Source organism: Pandoraea faecigallinarum (genome assembly GCF_001029105.3).
Classification (GTDB): domain Bacteria; phylum Pseudomonadota; class Gammaproteobacteria; order Burkholderiales; family Burkholderiaceae; genus Pandoraea; species Pandoraea faecigallinarum.
Genome location: NZ_CP011807.3, coordinates 3,847,006 through 3,864,426, shown reverse-complemented (window position 1 = coordinate 3,864,426; position 17,421 = coordinate 3,847,006). Strand labels below are relative to the sequence as shown.

Annotated in this window: 12 protein-coding genes, 2 rRNA genes and 1 pseudogene; 2 read left to right on the top strand and 13 right to left on the bottom strand. The window is 62.5% G+C overall.

Translation table 11 applies throughout. From position 1 onward, the window contains the following. Positions 1 to 97 precede the first annotated feature (97 nt). Both AB870_RS16910 and rrf read left to right on the top strand, forming a co-directional pair. A 23S ribosomal RNA gene (locus tag AB870_RS16910) occupies positions 98 to 2,975 on the top strand. A 127-nt stretch (positions 2,976 to 3,102) separates the two neighbouring features. Next, a 5S ribosomal RNA gene (gene rrf / locus AB870_RS16905) occupies positions 3,103 to 3,215 on the top strand. A gap of 332 nt (positions 3,216 to 3,547) precedes the next feature. On the opposite strand, the pseudogene AB870_RS26460 reads toward rrf, so the two are convergent. The 13 genes and pseudogenes from AB870_RS26460 to AB870_RS16840 form a co-directional block, all read right to left on the bottom strand. After that, a pseudogene (locus tag AB870_RS26460) lies at positions 3,548 to 3,801 on the bottom strand (integrase core domain-containing protein); the annotation flags it as partial. 198 nt (positions 3,802 to 3,999) lie between these two features. Continuing rightward, positions 4,000 to 4,476 (bottom strand): aminoglycoside 6'-N-acetyltransferase, encoded by a 477-nt coding sequence (gene aac(6'), locus AB870_RS16895; RefSeq protein WP_047905603.1) that lies wholly within the window; start codon positions 4,474 to 4,476, stop codon positions 4,000 to 4,002. A 295-nt stretch (positions 4,477 to 4,771) separates the two neighbouring features. Beyond that, entirely contained in the window at positions 4,772 to 5,368 is a 597-nt protein-coding gene (locus AB870_RS16890) for a peroxidase-related enzyme (protein ID WP_047905602.1), read from the bottom strand. Next, the gene (locus AB870_RS16885; protein ID WP_047905601.1) at positions 5,365 to 5,901 is read right to left on the bottom strand and encodes a CMD domain-containing protein; all 537 of its coding nucleotides are present in this window, start codon (positions 5,899 to 5,901) and stop codon (positions 5,365 to 5,367) included. The genes AB870_RS16890 and AB870_RS16885 overlap by 4 nt, the downstream gene beginning before the upstream one ends. Next, positions 5,898 to 7,289, bottom strand: a complete 1,392-nt coding sequence (locus AB870_RS16880) for an acyl-CoA thioesterase/bile acid-CoA:amino acid N-acyltransferase family protein (RefSeq protein WP_047905600.1) — start codon at positions 7,287 to 7,289, stop codon at positions 5,898 to 5,900. Before AB870_RS16880 ends, AB870_RS16885 begins: the two co-directional genes overlap by 4 nt. A gap of 15 nt (positions 7,290 to 7,304) precedes the next feature. Next, on the bottom strand, positions 7,305 to 8,882 hold the full coding sequence (locus tag AB870_RS16875; protein WP_047905599.1) for an ABC transporter substrate-binding protein: 1,578 nt from the start codon (positions 8,880 to 8,882) through the stop codon (positions 7,305 to 7,307). Between the two features lie 51 nt (positions 8,883 to 8,933). Continuing rightward, positions 8,934 to 9,932, bottom strand: coding sequence for an ABC transporter ATP-binding protein (locus AB870_RS16870; protein ID WP_047908331.1), 999 nt, complete (start codon positions 9,930 to 9,932; stop codon positions 8,934 to 8,936). A 68-nt stretch (positions 9,933 to 10,000) separates the two neighbouring features. Further along, positions 10,001 to 11,035 carry an ABC transporter ATP-binding protein gene (locus AB870_RS16865; protein ID WP_047905598.1) on the bottom strand — a complete coding sequence of 345 codons (1,035 nt, stop codon included), beginning with the start codon at positions 11,033 to 11,035 and terminating at the stop codon, positions 10,001 to 10,003. Beyond that, positions 11,032 to 11,913, bottom strand: a complete 882-nt coding sequence (locus AB870_RS16860) for an ABC transporter permease (protein WP_237170140.1) — start codon at positions 11,911 to 11,913, stop codon at positions 11,032 to 11,034. Before AB870_RS16860 ends, AB870_RS16865 begins: the two co-directional genes overlap by 4 nt. A 62-nt stretch (positions 11,914 to 11,975) precedes the next feature. After that, complete coding sequence (locus AB870_RS16855) at positions 11,976 to 12,950, bottom strand: ABC transporter permease (protein WP_047905596.1); 975 nt, start codon at positions 12,948 to 12,950, stop codon at positions 11,976 to 11,978. Continuing rightward, the gene (locus AB870_RS16850) at positions 12,947 to 14,443 is read right to left on the bottom strand and encodes a flavin-containing monooxygenase (protein WP_047905595.1); all 1,497 of its coding nucleotides are present in this window, start codon (positions 14,441 to 14,443) and stop codon (positions 12,947 to 12,949) included. The genes AB870_RS16855 and AB870_RS16850 overlap by 4 nt, the downstream gene beginning before the upstream one ends. Then, a complete protein-coding gene (locus tag AB870_RS16845) occupies positions 14,440 to 15,420 on the bottom strand; it encodes a LysR family transcriptional regulator (RefSeq protein ID WP_047905594.1) in 981 nt (326 codons plus the stop codon). The genes AB870_RS16850 and AB870_RS16845 overlap by 4 nt, the downstream gene beginning before the upstream one ends. 298 nt (positions 15,421 to 15,718) lie before the next feature. Then, on the bottom strand, positions 15,719 to 17,413 hold the full coding sequence (locus AB870_RS16840; RefSeq protein ID WP_053059419.1) for an exonuclease domain-containing protein: 1,695 nt from the start codon (positions 17,411 to 17,413) through the stop codon (positions 15,719 to 15,721). Between the last annotated feature and the right edge of the window lie 8 nt (positions 17,414 to 17,421).

Sequence of the window (17,421 nt, the reverse complement as noted above, 5' to 3'; positions counted from 1 at the left end):
CAACCAGTATTTAAAGTGATCGAAAGATGACTTGGAATACGGCACAACGCGAATACTCAACCTATGAAGGATGTGTCGAGAGACGCACTCGTTATAGGGTCAAGCGAATAAGTGCATGTGGTGGATGCCTTGGCGATTACAGGCGATGAAGGACGCGATAGCCTGCGAAAAGTTGTGGGGAGCTGGCAAATAAGCATTGATCCACAAATGTCCGAATGGGGAAACCCGGCCTTTTAGGTCATCCTAGACTGAATCCATAGGTCTAGCGAAGCGAACGCGGCGAACTGAAACATCTAAGTAGCTGCAGGAAAAGAAATCAACCGAGATTCCCAAAGTAGTGGCGAGCGAAATGGGACCAGCCTTCAAGATTTAGCACCGGTGTTATCAGAACGGAATGGAAAGTCCGGCCATAGTGGGTGATAGCCCCGTATGAGAAAACCCTGGTGTGGAACTAAGCTTGAGAAAAGTAGGGCGGGACACGTGAAATCCTGTCTGAAGATGGGGGGACCATCCTCCAAGGCTAAATACTCGTAATCGACCGATAGTGAACCAGTACCGTGAGGGAAAGGCGAAAAGAACCCCGGGAGGGGAGTGAAATAGATCCTGAAACCGCATGCATACAAACAGTCGGAGCCTCGTAAGGGGTGACGGCGTACCTTTTGTATAATGGGTCAGCGACTTACATTCAGTGGCGAGCTTAACCGAATAGGGAAGGCGTAGCGAAAGCGAGTCCGAATAGGGCGTCCAGTCGCTGGGTGTAGACCCGAAACCAAGTGATCTATCCATGGCCAGGTTGAAGGTGCGGTAACACGTACTGGAGGACCGAACCCACTAACGTTGAAAAGTTAGGGGATGAGCTGTGGATAGGGGTGAAAGGCTAAACAAACTTGGAAATAGCTGGTTCTCTCCGAAAACTATTTAGGTAGTGCCTCGTGTATCACCTTCGGGGGTAGAGCACTGTCATGGTTGAGGGGTCCATTGCGGATTACCTCGCCATAGCAAACTCCGAATACCGAAGAGTGCAATCACGGGAGACAGACATCGGGTGCTAACGTCCGGTGTCAAGAGGGAAACAACCCAGACCGCCAGCTAAGGTCCCTAAATATTGCTAAGTGGGAAACGAAGTGGGAAGGCTAAAACAGTCAGGAGGTTGGCTTAGAAGCAGCCACCCTTTAAAGAAAGCGTAATAGCTCACTGATCGAGTCGTCCTGCGCGGAAGATGTAACGGGGCTAAGCAATATACCGAAGCTGCGGATGCGAGCTTGCTCGCATGGTAGGAGAGCGTTCTGTAAGCCTGTGAAGGTGTCTTGTAAAGGATGCTGGAGGTATCAGAAGTGCGAATGCTGACATGAGTAGCGATAAAGGGGGTGAAAGGCCCCCTCGCCGTAAGCCCAAGGTTTCCTACGCAACGTTCATCGGCGTAGGGTGAGTCGGCCCCTAAGGCGAGGCAGAGATGCGTAGCTGATGGGAAGCAGGTTAATATTCCTGCACCGTCGTATGATGCGATGGGGGGACGGATCGCGGAAGGTTGTCCGGGTGTTGGAAGTCCCGGTCCCTGCAGTGGAGAAGGCGCTTAGGCAAATCCGGGCGCGTAATTCAAGGCTGTGGGGCGAGCGAACTTGTTCGCGAAGCAATTGGAAGTGGTTCCAAGAAAAGCCTCTAAGCTTCAGTCATACGAGACCGTACCGCAAACCGACACAGGTGGGCGAGATGAGTATTCTAAGGCGCTTGAGAGAACTCGGGAGAAGGAACTCGGCAAATTGGTACCGTAACTTCGGGATAAGGTACGCCCTTGTAGCTTGACTGGCCTGCGCCAGAAGGGTGAAGGGGTTGCAATAAACTGGTGGCTGCGACTGTTTAATAAAAACACAGCACTCTGCAAACACGAAAGTGGACGTATAGGGTGTGACGCCTGCCCGGTGCCGGAAGATTAAATGATGGGGTGCAAGCTCTTGATTGAAGTCCCGGTAAACGGCGGCCGTAACTATAACGGTCCTAAGGTAGCGAAATTCCTTGTCGGGTAAGTTCCGACCTGCACGAATGGCGTAACGATGGCCACACTGTCTCCTCCCGAGACTCAGCGAAGTTGAAGTGTTTGTGATGATGCAATCTACCCGCGGCTAGACGGAAAGACCCCATGAACCTTTACTGTAGCTTTGCATTGGACTTTGAACCGGTCTGTGTAGGATAGGTGGGAGGCTTTGAAGCAGGAACGCTAGTTTCTGTGGAGCCGTCCTTGAAATACCACCCTGGCTTGTTTGAGGTTCTAACCTAGGTCCGTAATCCGGATCGGGGACAGTGCATGGTAGGCAGTTTGACTGGGGCGGTCTCCTCCCAAAGTGTAACGGAGGAGTACGAAGGTACGCTAGGTACGGTCGGAAATCGTGCTGATAGTGCAATGGCAAAAGCGTGCTTAACTGCGAGACTGACAAGTCGAGCAGGTGCGAAAGCAGGTCATAGTGATCCGGTGGTTCTGTATGGAAGGGCCATCGCTCAACGGATAAAAGGTACTCTGGGGATAACAGGCTGATACCGCCCAAGAGTTCATATCGACGGCGGTGTTTGGCACCTCGATGTCGGCTCATCTCATCCTGGGGCTGTAGCCGGTCCCAAGGGTATGGCTGTTCGCCATTTAAAGAGGTACGTGAGCTGGGTTTAAAACGTCGTGAGACAGTTTGGTCCCTATCTGCCGTGGGCGTTGGAAGTTTGAAGGGGGCTGCTCCTAGTACGAGAGGACCGGAGTGGACGAACCTCTGGTGTACCGGTTGTCACGCCAGTGGCATCGCCGGGTAGCTATGTTCGGAAGAGATAACCGCTGAAAGCATCTAAGCGGGAAACTCGCCTTAAGATGAGACTTCCCTGGGAACTCGATTCCCCTTAAGGGTCGTTCAAGACCAGGACGTTGATAGGTCAGGTGTGGAAGCGCAGTAATGCGTTAAGCTAACTGATACTAATTGCCCGTGAGGCTTGATCCTATAACCAGTGTGTTTTTCCTGGTGTGAGTATCGATGTGCCGATACAACTCACAACCCACATGTGTTGTACTACGCTTCTTCCGAATTGGTTTTGTTGGCCCCAGGCCAGCAGAACATACAAGTTATGCCTGATGACCATAGCGAGTTGGAACCACCCCTTCCCATCCCGAACAGGACCGTGAAACGACTCCACGCCGATGATAGTGCGGATTCCCGTGTGAAAGTAGGTAATCGTCAGGCTCCCCTTAAAAACCCCTTGCTACTCCCGTAGCAAGGGGTTTTTGCTTTGCGACATCCCTTCCTCTTACGTCATCGCTAGGCGCCTGTTGTTGGGGGGGCGTCATGAGGGCGACATCCCCCCGTCTTCAGTAGCGTTGGGCTTTAGAGTCCGGTGACCTTCCCCCTTCGAGTACGCCATTCGTAAGTTAGTGGGCTCACCGGTTGTCGGTTGATGCAATTGCCGGAATTGGTCCGGCGCTGACCTTACCCCTTCGAGTATGCCATTCGTAAGTTAGTGGGCTCACCGGTTGTCAGTTGATGCAGTTGCCGGAATTGGTCCGGCGCCAGTTGCCCTAAGCGCTATGTGGGCGCACCGAGTTGTAGTCAGTGCGCCAGGCTTCGATTCGCTTGCGTGCATCGTCGAGACCGACGAACGCATGCTGGTTCAAACATTCTTCGCGCAGTCGGCCGTTGAAGCTTTCGATGTGCGCGTTTTCACTGGCTTGCCTAGACGAATGAACTGCAGCTTGACGCCATGTTCGTGCGCCCAGGCATCGAGCGCCTTGCTGACGAACTCCGGTCCGTTATTCCCCTGAATCAGATTGGGACATCGTCCTCGTTGCCGCAACTGCCCGAGCACACGCGCTTTCGGAGGCAGTGAGTGATGCCTCGCGTTTAAGCCGTCGACGTCGTTCCTCTTCGGCTTCAGCGTGGGTAGCATGCTTTTGTCATGCTGGTCATGCACGCAAACATTCGGTTGACTGGCAGACGCACGACAAGGTCAGGCGGGCGGCGTCCCACTGACTCAAGCGGACGTACTTTTTAGCGTGCGCTTTCGGAAGAACACCACGCGTTCGGTCTCCTCGAAGCCGAGTGCCCGGTGCAATGCTTGGACGTCAGTGTTGGCCACATCGGTATCCGAGGCGAATTCTTCGCATCCACGCAGGGTGCCCCAGTGCTCGACCCTTTTGAATAGCGCCTTCGCGATGCCCCGACGGCGAGCATCGGGTGCGACGTAAACGCCTTCAAGAAACAGCACCGGCGACGTGTCGCACCCGTTGACGTAATCGCGTCGTATCGATGCCTCGGCAAATCCCACCGTCCGACCTTCCTGCGAGATCGCGATGAACGCCGCATAGCGATTCGGCTCCGACAGCATCTCCATGATCTCCCGTTCATGTTCGGTCGGCGACGCGTGGGGCCAGAGGCGGTGCCTGAGCGAGCCCCAACGGGCTACATCACGGGATTCGACAGGATGGATGGTGACCGAATTGAGCGTCATTTCAGATATCTACCGGGATCGGGCGAACCCGCTCAAGCGTACACCATCGGTTTGGATGTGTTCGGGGAATCGCGCAGACGATTCACGTGGCTTCAAACGGGCCTTGCCGCCGATATCCCGTTCCCGTCGACTCCGGGACCGGGGCGATTCGCAAACTCTCCGCGCATCGAAGCACGGCGCGCAGACCGATGAATGAAAAAAGCGCGGTCCAGGCAGGCCGCGCTTTTCTCTTCAATGCATCCGTGCGATCAACGGCAATGCCGGCCAACGTTTGCCACTTCTGATGGACCCGGCATCAGGCTGCCACGGTCCCGGGAAACACTGGCTCCCCGAGATTGAGCATCAACCGATTCGCCCAGGCGAAAATGGCGATGGAATGAATCAGATCGAGGATTTCCGCGTCCGTCAGTCCAACGTCGCGCAGCGTCTGCAATTGCGCCGGACGTACCTCGCCAGGTGTCTCCGTCAACGCAATCGAGAACTGCGCAATGGCTTTCTCACGCGGCGTCGTACCGGCCGTGCGCGGATCGTCGAACACTTCGCGGATCACGTCGTTGCGCTTGGCCAATTGCTCGAAACGTTGCGCATGCACCGACGCGCAATACACGCACCCATTGATTCGCGACACAACCGTCGTCGACAGCTCGCGCTCCGCACGCGGCATGCCACCCGGCGCATACATGATTGCGTTGAACGCCGCCGAGCGTTGACGAAGGATCTCGGGCTGATGCACGAGGAAGAGGTAATAATCCGACGTCTTCGCTTTCGGATGACTCTCCTCCAGCACCGCTACCTGCTCCGGCGTCGCCTTGTCGAGTTCGACCACGTCGAGCCAGGCATCCCAGTCGAGCGATTCGTTGGTGAATCCATGCGAACGGATGATTTCGCTCATGCCGTCACCTCCCGAGGCGCCAGTTGTTTTAGGGCTTGCAGACCCGCGACCAGACGCGTCTGATACGACAGGAACGCAATCAGTTGCGCCAATGCGACGACCGCCGGTGTCGTCAGACCCGCGGCCGGTAGCTTGTGCAACGCGGCCTTGTCGCCAGCCACCGGGTTCTCGATCAGCGTCTTCGTAAACGTCAGGATTGCGCGCAACCGCGCATCGGCCACATCCTCCGGCGAACCGGATTCGACAGCCTTCAACTGCACAGCGTCGACGTCATGCTCGGCCAACGCCGCGCGATAGTGCGCGACGAGAGACGCAGACGGCGTCAACCGGCTCGCGTACAACGCGACGAGCAAACGCTCCACGAGCGTAATACCCTCCAGCGCTGGATCGAACAGCCCTTCGTAGCTTCCCTGCGTGGCGGCGGCAACCTTGTCGCGCGCGTGACGCAACGTATGCGTTGCCGAGCCCGGCGCCAAACCAGCGACACGGTCGACGAGATCGTTGGCGATATCGTATTGAGTACTGACGGTCATGATTGTCCTTGTGATGGGGCGCGCGCGGCGACAGCCTGCGCGAGGAATGCCTGCACCGCCGCCCACGAACGCTCGTCGGCAAAGGCGTTGGCGTCCGGTTCGCCGCCGCCGGTGCTGATCTTGCCGGAGACGGGATGGGCATACACGAGCTGCGTCGTGGGCACGTACGGGAACACGATGGCATGCCCCGCATGGTCGAAGTCGAGATGCTCGACCGCGTGCGGATGTCCATGCGCCGCGAGCCGCTCCGTCACCATTCGCGAGTAAAGGCTCGATGGCCACGAGCCATCGTCTCCGGCAGACAGCAACATCACCGGCCCACGGATCTTTTCGACGGGGATGCGGGCGCGCTCGACGGCGTCCGCGTCATCCAACGCGGTCAGCATCGCGTTGGCGTGACGATGCGGTGGTGGTCCTTCGTCGAACGGCGCCCACGACGCCGTCCGGTTGTTTTCCCAGATGTGCGGCAGCGGCTTGCCGCCGAGCAGCCACGTCAGGCCTTCACGGCCGATGGCCGGATCGCAGGCGTTCTGCGCACTGTGGATCAGTGCGCTCGGCACGTAACCGATGACAGCCGAGACGGCGTCGGGGAATGTCGCACCGAGCAGCAGCACCAACTCGCCGCCACGCGACTGCCCCGAGAGCGCCACGAAGTCATGGGCCGGACGCACGGTGCGCCGCAACCAGTCCATGCCCCTCTTGAAATATTCGAGCGGCGTGTTGGAGATGTAGTCGGGAAGCCCGGGGCCCTTGAAGTAGCCGAGGGCAAACGCCGCATAGCCACGCGACGCATACAACGCCGCACGCGGTTCGTTGATCCCGCCGCCCGAGCCGTTGAGGACCATGACGGCGGGATGCGGCCCGTCGCCCGGCGGCAGGTACAGCGTGCCCGCGAGCCCGTCTTCCCGCACGTCACGCCGCGTCACGCCGTCGGCGGCAAGCCGTTGCGTGAACGATACCGACGACGTGTTCCCGGGCACCGGATGCGCGTGCGACGCGGCTGCGTCGTCGCCTGCGAGAGCCGCTGTACCTGCGTGACTCACCTGCGCGATAACCGTCGTTACGAGCGGAGCGATGACCGGTTGCGGGAACACATCGCGGCTCTTGCCGTCTTCCGGCACCTGCGACCAGACGAGGCCCATCGCGGACACGCCGCGATAGCTCCCGCTCACCGGTGCGTCGCGCGAGGCATCGACGACGCCGTCGGCGTCCGCCACGAACGTGGCATGCGCGTGCCACACCACGCCGCCGGCCCGCGCGGTGCGGGCGGTGAGCGTGACGTGCGCCCCGGGCGCCGCGCCGCGCACCACGAGGTGACGCGGCACATCGATCAGGGCGTCGGCGGGCGTCGCCGTCAATATCAGCGACGAAGTATGCGATGACGTCATAACGCGGCGGCCGGCTTACTTGGCGGCCTTCGTCACTTGCATCGCAACGGTGCGATCGCTCGTGAACGGCGTCACCTTCAGGCCCTTACGCGCGGCCCAGATGTTCTGGTAGTGATACAGCGGGATCGTGCCGACGTCGTCCGTCTCCACCTTCACCGACTGACGCAGGATCGCTTCGCGCTTGCCCTCGTCGAACTCGGCCGTCGACGCGTCGAGCGCCTTGTCGATGGCCGGGTTGCTGTAGTGGCCCCAATTCGACGCTCCGAGACCCTTCTTCGCGTCGACGGTTGCCAGCACGTTCACGAGCGCGTAGCTCGCTTCTCCCGTGCCGTTACCCCATGCAAGCATCGTCATGGCGTACTCGTTCTTGTTCGCGCGGCTCGAATACACCGCCCAGGGCACCACTTCCACTTGTGTCTTCACACCGATGCGCGTCCAGAACTGCGCGACGGCCTGTGCCGTTTCGGGACCTTGCGGGTAACGGTCGTTCGGCACGTGCATCGTCAGCTTGAAGCCTTCCGGGAAACCGGCCTCAGCCAGCAGCTTTTTGGCCTGCGCGGCGTCGAACGGAATGTCTTTCACTTCCGGGTTGTAGCCGAACGTATCCTTCGGCATCCATTGGTTGGCCACGCTGGCCGTGCCCTGCATGATGCGCGAGACGATCGCTTCGCGGTTGATGGCCAGCGAGAGCGCACGACGCACGCGCACGTCGAGCAATGGGTTCCTGGCGAGCGGCTTGCCGGCGTTATCGGTGATGTACTGGTTGGTGCCTTCGCGGAACGTCGGCTGAAGCAGCATTACGCGCAGACCGGGGTATGGGTACACCGTGACGTTCGGCGCCTTCTTCAGACGCGGAATGTCCGACGCCGACACCTTGTCGATCACGTCGACGTCGCCGGCGAGCAGGGCGGCAGTACGCGCTGCACCGTTGTTGATGTAGCGATAGTCGACCTTCTCCCACTCCGGCTTGCCGCCCCAGTAGCTGTCGTTGCGCACCATCTCCACACGATCGCCCGGGGTGTACGAAACGTACTTGAACGGCCCCGTGCCGACCACGGCGCGGCCCGCGTTGTAGTCGTCCGTGTTCGACTTCTCGCCCACGTGCTTGCTCACGATGTGCACCGATGCGAGGTTCAGCGGCAGATCCGGGTTCGGAATCCTGGTCTTGACGACGAGCGTGAGCGGATCCGGCGCGCTCATCGTGTCGATCGTGCGCAGGTAGCCCGCGAACGTCGCCACGCTGCCCGGCACGTTACGCGCGCGCTGATACGAGTAGATGACGTCGGCGGCGGTGAATGCCTGACCGTCGTGCCACTTCACGTTCGGGCGCAGCTTGAACTCCCACGTCTTCGAATCGAGCGCTTTCCACGACACGGCGAGGCCCGGCTGAAGCTTGTTCCACTTGTTTTCGACGAGCAGATCCCAGAAGTGCAGATCGACGGAACGGTCTCCCGCATGGTTGTTCAGCTGCGGGTCGAGCGACGAGAGCGGATCGGCAAACGCGATGCGCAGTGTCTGACTGTTTTGGGCAGACGCCGCTGCGCTCGTGACGAGCAAAGCGGCTGCCAGAGAGGACAACAAGAAGCGTTTCATTATCAATCGATCCTGGTCGTGAGTGATGGGATGGAAAGTCAGCGAGCCGGCTCACTGATCGTTAAGGTGACACGCGCTGACGTGATGGATCGCCACACCGCGCAGCGTCGGCACTTCCGTACGGCATCGCGGCATGGCGTGCGGACATCGCGGATGGAAGTGACAGCCGCCTGGCGGCGCAATCGGGCTCGGGATTTCGCCGCGGATCGCGGAGAAAGTCTTGTGACGCACGTCAATGCGCGGAATCTCCGCCAGCAGCGCCTGCGTGTAAGGATGGTTCGGGCGACGGAAAATTTCGTCGACCGGGGCGCTCTCGACGATGCGTCCGAGATACATGATGACTACGCGATCCGACAGATGCTCGACCACGCCGAGGTCGTGACTGATGAAAACGTACGTGAGCCGAAGCTGCTCGCGCAGGTCCATGAACAGATTCAGAATTTGCGCCTGAATGGAGACGTCGAGCGCAGCCACGGCTTCGTCGCACACCAGCAGATCGGGATTCACGGCCAGCGCACGGGCGATGCCGATCCGCTGGCGCTGTCCGCCGCTGAACTGGTGCGCATAGCGGTGCCGCAATGCGGGGTCGAGACCCGCACGCTGCAATTGCGCGCTGACGTAGTCGTCGAAGCCGGCACGATCCGTCAACCCGTGCACGAGTGCGCCCTCGCCAACGATACGGTCGATGCGCAGGCGCGGGTTCAGGCTCGCGTACGGATCCTGAAAAATCATCTGGATCTTGAGGCGGGCGTTGCGTTGTTCGTCCGCGCTCAGCGACTGCGCCGCGCGTCCATGGATCTGGACTTCGCCCGAGGACGGCTTGAGCAGCCCCGCGAGCATGCGTCCGAGCGTGGATTTGCCGCAGCCCGACTCGCCCACGAGACCGACGACTTCCCCCGGCTTGACGATCAGATCGACGTTGTCGACCGCGCGCACGACGGCGGGCCGGTGAGCCAGGCCCGCGCGTTCGAGCAGGCGTCCCGCCACACCGACCTTTCGCTCGCCGAAACGCTTGCTCACGCCGCGCAGCGAGACGATGGGTGCGGGCAGTGTCGCGCTCGGGCTGTTTGTTTTGCCGTAGCCGGCGCCGGCCGGCTGGCTTTGCGGCAGCGGCGTGCTCATACCATCTCCTTTTGCAGTGCGGCGCCCGGGTGGAAGCAGCGCACGAGGCGGCCCGGCGATGTCGGCGTCATTTCGGGACGCTCGCCACAGACTGCCGTCGCATAGGCGCAGCGCGACGCGAATGCGCAACCGGTGGGCATGTTCAGCAGATTCGGCGTCATGCCGGGAATCTGGCGCAGGCGCTGACCGCGCTTGTTCAGGCTCGGCAGACTGCCGATCAGGCCTGCGGTGTACGGGTGCTCCGGCGCGTCGAGCACGGCGTCGACGGCACCTTGCTCGACGATGCGTCCCGCATACATCACGGCCAGCGTGTCGGCCAGCCCGGCGACCACCGACAGGTCATGTGTGATCCAGATGAGCGCAGTGCCGTTCTGGCGCGCGAGCTTCTGCACTTCCGACAGAATCTGCGCCTGAATCGTGACGTCGAGGGCCGTGGTCGGCTCGTCGGCAATGATGAGGTCCGGGCGATGCAGCATCGCGATGGCGATCGCCACGCGCTGACGCATCCCGCCCGAGAGTTGGTGCGGATAGGCGCGCAGGCGCTCGTCGGGACTCGGAATGCCCATCATGCCGAGCGTGTCGCGCGCAAGCTCGCGTGCCTGCGACTTCGATACTTTCCGGTGCGCACGCACGGCTTCGATCATCTGCGCGTCGACGCGCAATACCGGATTGAGCGTCATCATCGGGTCCTGAAAGATCATCGCAATGCGATTGCCTTGCAGGTGACGCAGCTCCGCGGGCGACATCTTCGTGAGGTCGCGGCCCTGGAACAGCACTTCGCCGCCGACGATGCGCCCCGGCGCATCCACGAGCGCCATGATCGAGAAGCCGGTCACCGATTTGCCCGAACCGGACTCACCGACGAGGCCCATGATGTGGCCCGGTGGCAGTGAGAACGAGACGTCGTCCACGGCGGGCAGCGTGCCGGCGCGCGTGACGAACTGCGTGCGCAGATGGCGCACCTCCAGTGTGAGGGGCAAGGGCGTGGATGACGCCGATGCTGCCGATGAGGAAGGGACTGCGCCGCTCATTTCTGCAACCTTGGATTGAACACATCGCGCAGGCGGTCGCCCACGAGATTGATGGCGACGACCGTGACGAGCAGCGCCAGGCCGGGATACAGACTGATCCAGTATTCGCCGGAGAGCATCGTCTGATAGCCGTTCGCGATGAGCAGGCCGAGCGACGGCTCGGTAACGGGCACGCCAAGGCCGAGGAACGACAAAGTGGCTTCGAGCGTAATGGCGCGGGCGACTTGCAGCGAGCCGACGACGATCAGCGGCGGCAGGCAGTTCGGCAGGATGTGCCCGAGCACGATGCGCCAGTTCGGAATCGCCTGGCACCGCGCTGCCTCCACGTACTCGCGACGCGATTCGACCAGCGCCTGTCCGCGCGCCGTTCGTGCGAAGTACGCCCATTCGAGGACCACCAGCGTGAGCACGACATTGCCGATGCCCTTGCCGACGTACGCGAGGATCATCAGTGCGACGAGGATCGACGGGAACGAGAGCAGCAAGTCGACGACGCGCATGATGAGCGCGTCGACGCGTGAGCCGGCATACGCGGCGACCAGTCCGAGAATCGTGCCGAGAATGCCCGCGATGAGCGCCGAGCCGACGCCCACGCCGAGACTGATCCGTAGCCCGTAGATGATGCCGGAGAGCAGGTCGCGACCCTGACCGTCGGTGCCGAGCCAGTAGGTGTACGTGGCGGCCCCGTTCGCGGTGGCGGGCGGCAGGCGCGCGTCCATCACATCGAGCTGACTCAGGTCGTACGGATTTTGCGGCGAGATCCACGGCGCGGCGAGAGCCGCGGCGATCAGGATCGCCAGCACGACGAGGCCGAGCACGGCGCTTTTCGAGCGCAGAAACTCGCGCAGTCCTTGCTGCCACGGCGATTCGCGGCGCATCGGCACCGGTTCCGTCGCCAACGCCGGCGCGGGGGTGCCGTTGGAGGAGGGATGGAGCGGCATCAGGCAGCGGCCTCCACGCGCACACGCGGATCGAGCCACTTATACAGCACGTCCACAATCAGGTTGAGCGACACGAACAGGCACACCACGACGATGAGATATGCCACGATCACCGGGCGGTCGATGGAATTGATGCTGTCGAGAATGAGCTTGCCCGCGCCGGGCCACGCGAACACGCTTTCCGTCACGACGGCAAAGGCGATGGTCGAACCGAATTCGAGCCCCAACACCGTCACCAGCGGAATCAACGTATTGCGCAACACATGGACGAGCACGACGCGCAACGGCGACAAACCCTTGGCGCGCGCGAACTTCACGAAGTCCTGCGGCAGGACTTCCGTCACGCCGGCCCGCGTGAGACGCATCACCAGCGAGATCTTGAACATCGCCAGATTGAGCGCGGGCAGGATCAGGTGACGCAAGCCGTCGGCGGTGAGGAACGACCATTGCACGCCGAACAGACCTGCCGTCTCGCCGCGGCCGCTCGCGGGCAGCACGCTCAGATGCACCGAGAAGAACATGATGAGCATCAGGCCGACCCAGAACGTCGGCAGCGAGAACCCGACGATGCTTCCCGTCATCAATAGCTTCGAGATCGGATTGCGCGGATACAGGCCGGCGAACAGACCGAGCGGAATGCCGATGAGCACCGCAAGAATGAGCGCGGCAAACGCCAGTTCCAGCGTGGCGGGCAGGCGTTGCAGGATCAACTGGATGGCCGGCACGTTGTACACGTAGCTATTGCCCAGATTGCCGTGCAGCGCGCCGCTCAGGAACGACAGGTATTGACGCCACAACGGCTGGTCGAGGCCGAGCTGCGCGATGATGCGCGCGCGGTCGATCTGATCGACGTCCTGACCGATGAGGATATCGACCGGATTGCCGATGGCGTGCAGGCCGACGAACACGATCAGCGTCATCAGCCACACCACGAACACCGCTTGCAGCGCGCGGCGCAGAATCCATGCGGTCATGATGCGAGACGCTCCCTGTCTGCCGATGCGGCCATGTCCGGCACGGCGGGCGGCGGCGGGGCCGGGGTCCATTCGTCGCCGTAGACTTCCGGCTCGGCGTACGCCTCCATGTTGGCGTAGTGATGCGCGACGTCTTCTCGGTAGAAGGTGCCCGCGAGCCCCTGCGCCAGCCGCTTCGCGCCTTCGCTGACCGCCGGGATGTCTCCCGAGACGGCGCCGTGCGACAACGTGGCCGGTGCGCAGAAGCAATGAATGCGCTCGAGACCGGGGCATTCCCCTGGCGTCTTTTCCTGGAATTCGAAGGTCGGGCCGAGATCCGGCGAGTCCGAGAGTTCGGCGTCTTCGTCACCTGCGGCGGGCGTGTAACGATCGCTCCACTTGCGCACGAATTTCGAGAACGGGGCGAACTCCGGCCGTCCCTCGATATCGATGCGAAAGCCCGTCGCGAAGATGAGGAAGTCGAGCACGAAGGTGCCCTTGGCGGTGCGCACGCGCAGCTCGTCGCCGACCGGCACGACGTCGAGAATCGGTGCGCCGAGATTGAAACGCGCATTCGCGTGACGCGACACGCGCAGCGTGCTGCCGCGCGGCGGCGGCACTTGTTGCGCATTCACGTAATGACGGATGCGCCACTTCCATTCGTCCGGAAGATGGAGGTGGCCGTGCGTGAGTCCGGGGTTGCCGGCGCCCTTGCCCTTGTTGACGCGCGGAATGTCGGCGCGACGAATCAACAGATCGACGCCGGCCGCGCCCGCCTCAAGCGCGGTGGCGGCGCTGTCCATGGCCGAAGCACCCGCGCCGACGACGCCGACGCGTTTGCCGCGCAGCGTCGCGTAATCCATCACGTCCGACGAGTGCGCCCAGAAGCGGCGCGGCAGGTCGCGGGCGAACGCAGGCACAGTCGGTCCGCCGAGGCCGTCGCGGCCCGTGGCCAGCACGACATGGCGCGCGTAGACGATGCGGTGGCCTTCGGGCGACGTCACGGACAATTCGACGAGTCCGTCGCTGCCGCGTGGCGTCACGCTGTCGATGCGGTGTTCGTTACGCACGTCGATGGCGAGCACGTCGCGATACCAGCGCAGGTAGTCCATCCATTGCAGACGCGGAATCTTGTCGAGCGCTTCCCACGCCTGAAGACCGAATTGCGCCTCGAACCACGCACGGAAGGTCAGGGCAGGCAGGCCGAGCGCCGGGCCCGTGAGTTGCTTGGGCGAGCGCAGGGTTTCCATGCGCGCCGTGGTCGCCCACGGTCCTTCGAAGCCGCGCGGCGATTGATCGAAGATGACAGCACCCACGCCCAGGTGCGTGAGCGACGCTGCGGCGGCCAGTCCGGCCATGCCGCCGCCGACGATGGCGACGTCGAGCACGGGCTGCGCATCGTGCGTGCGCTCGGGCACCCAATGCCTGGCGGGCAGTTCGAGCCAGGCGAGGTCCTGACGCAGACGCGCTTCGAGCGCAGGCAGGCCGGTGGCGGAGGTCGGGGACGTGGTCATGACGACTGGGCTTCCTTGGGAGCGGGCAAGTCGCCGTAGAGCGACTGCAAGACTTGGGCGTGTTCGGCGGCGGCGCGCTGCGCGAAGCCGGGCAACAGATGGCGTGCGGCGTTGGCCAGCGCGTCGACGAAAGCGAGGGCGGCGGGAGACGGTGCGCGGGCGTCGCGGGTAATGACACCGAAGAAGAACGGAATGTCGGCGTCGATGGGACGCACGGCCACGTCGGCGAGTGGCAGACCGTAGGCTGTCACCGGTTCGAGCACGGCCACACCGAGGCCGGCGCGCACGGCCGTCATCGCATTGATCGACGCGTTCGTTTCGATCAGGCCGGCCGGCGCGACGCCCGCCTGCGCAAACGCCTGATCGAGGCGGCGGCGCAGGCGGTACGGGTTCTGCATGGTGATGATGCGTCGTCCGGCACAGGCGGCCAGCGGCAGGCGCGCGTGGCCGGCCAGCGGGTCGTCTCGATGCACGGCCGCCACGCATGCGGCTTCGCCGATCCAGTGTACGACGATGCCGCGATGTTCCAGCGGCAGGCTGGTCACGCCGATGTCGGCCGCACCGGTGAGTACGGCGTGCACCACCTGCTCGGGCGACGTGCTGCGCAGTTGAATCTGATGGGTGTCGCGTGCAGGACCTGGCACGGCGAGCGCTGCCGGAACGAGCCCGGCGGCCAGTGCCGACGTGGCGGCGACGTGCAACGCACGGGTCTGGCCGCGGGCGATCTCGTCGGCGCGGGACCGGATCTGTTGCAAACCGGCGAGCACGTGCTCGACGTCCTCGAACAACAGAAAACCTTGTTCGGTCGGCGTGACGCGCGGGCCGCTGCGCGTGAACAGGGCGTAGCCGATCTCCGCTTCCAGCTCCTGAATCATGCGCGTGATGGCAGGTTGCGAGCGCCCGAGCAAACGCCCGGCAGCAGTAATGCTGCCGGTCGACATGACCGCCGCGAAGGCTTCGAGTTGGCGTAATTCCATCTGGCTCGGTGTGGGGCGAGGACCCGGCGCGTACCCCTACGCCCCGGATCCCCGGTCGTCGACGACGCTACGGCCGTCGATGCCGCAAGTCCTGTTGTATTCGGATTGCGTATTCTTCGGCTGCCAGCATGCGTCTTGCAAATACTTAATATTTATATGCTCATGACCCGAAGTGGATAGGCGGGTTTTGCCTAGGTGGCACAAGGCGGAAAGAAATTTAGGCACGATGCACGACGTGCGAAGGCGTCTCGCGAGGTGAGACGCAGGAAGCGAGACGGCAGGGGCGCGCGAGGGACGGCTAATGCGGGTCGAACGGCAGTCGCAACTGGTTCGGATCTTCGGGGCGGGGGTGACGGCGACGCAACAGCGCAACGCCGCGAGGCTTTGGGGGCGTGTCGACTGGCGGTTCGACGTGGCTCAGACGGAACGCCGCACGCGTGAGGCGCAGGATCGTGAGCGGGGACGGCGAGCGGCGAGCGGACAGCGCGGGGGACGGCTCTGTGATGGTGCCGGCCGTCTCGCCGCTGGACACCGGCACGGCGAGACGCCGCCCCAGCAAACGGTAGATGTCCGGATCGAAGCCGGTGGCGGCGGGCATGCCATCGACGAGCGTGTCGAGCGCTTCGCGAGACGCCACGCTGCCCAGATATTGCCAGCGATCGATTACGTGGTAGTCGACGGCATCGCCATCGTCGCTGTGTTCCTCGATGGCGATGGGGCCGTCGTACGGCCATGTTTCGAGTTGCAGCATTGCGAGGGCTTCGCGTGTACGCGATGTGTGGGCGGCGAGCGGCGCTTCGCCCACGCACACGCCGTCGCAGCGCTTGACCTGATAGCCGAAACACGGACGCCCTTTCGCGACTTTTTCCAGCCCGAGCTGGGCGCAGCACAGCCGATGCTCGTCGGCCAGCGCGCGCAGTGCATTCTCGGCGCCATTACGAGACGTGAACGTGCCATACAGCGAATCGGCGCCGGCGAAGTCGACCGTCCTGGCGCTGACGAGTTTGGGGGTATCGCTGTCCTGCGACAACTGCCAGCTATATAAACTCGCCGCGCGACGCAGCATGCGGTTGTGCACCGGTTGCAACTGCTTGACCAGCCGGGATTCGAGCAGCAACGCGCCCAACTCGCCGACCGTGCGGCGCACCTCCACCCGGCGAATCTCCTGTGAGATACGCAAGTCCTTGGCGGCCTGATGGTCGCTGGAGAAATGGGAACGCACACGCGCCCGCACGTCGACACTCTTTCCGACATACAGCAGTGTGTCGCCTTCGCCGTAGAAGAGATACACGCCAGGGCTGTCGGGCAGCGCGTCGATGGCTTCGTCCGGCAATTGCGGCGGTTGACTTGAGCGCTTCGTGACCCGCTGTACCGCCTGTCCGATGAGTTCGGGGGTATAGAGGGTGTGGAGCTTTTGCCAGAACTGCCAGAGCAGATCGGCGTCGGCGAGGGCACGGTGGCGCCCCTGGGGCGTGAGGCCGAAGCGAGCGATCAGTGCGTCCAGTCCATGGCGTGCCGCCGAGGGAAACAGCAGGCGCGACAGCCGCACGGTACACAGCACGTCCGCCTGAAAAGCCATGCCGGCACGGCGGAATTCGTTCTTGAGAAAGCCGTAATCGAAGCGGGCGTTGTGCGCGACGAACAACTTGCCTTGCAGGCGTTCGGCCAGGCCCTGCGCGAGCGCGCCAAACGATGGCTGGCCTTTCACCATCTCGTTGGTGATGCCGGTGAGCTTCTGAATGAACGGCGGAATCGGCTCGGCCGGATCGAGCAGCGTGCTCCATTGCTCCACGCCGTGCGGGCCGACCTCGACCACGCCGATCTCGGTGATGCGGTCCTCGAGCGCGTTGCCGCCCGTCGTCTCCAGATCCACGAAGACCATCGGCGCGGGCAGGGAGCGGGCAAGCGCGTCGGGATCGATCATCTCGGGGATGACCTCGCGAGCGCCTTGCCAGGCATGCGGAGCAGCGTCTTCGATCACGTTCTCGGGCACTTCGTGAA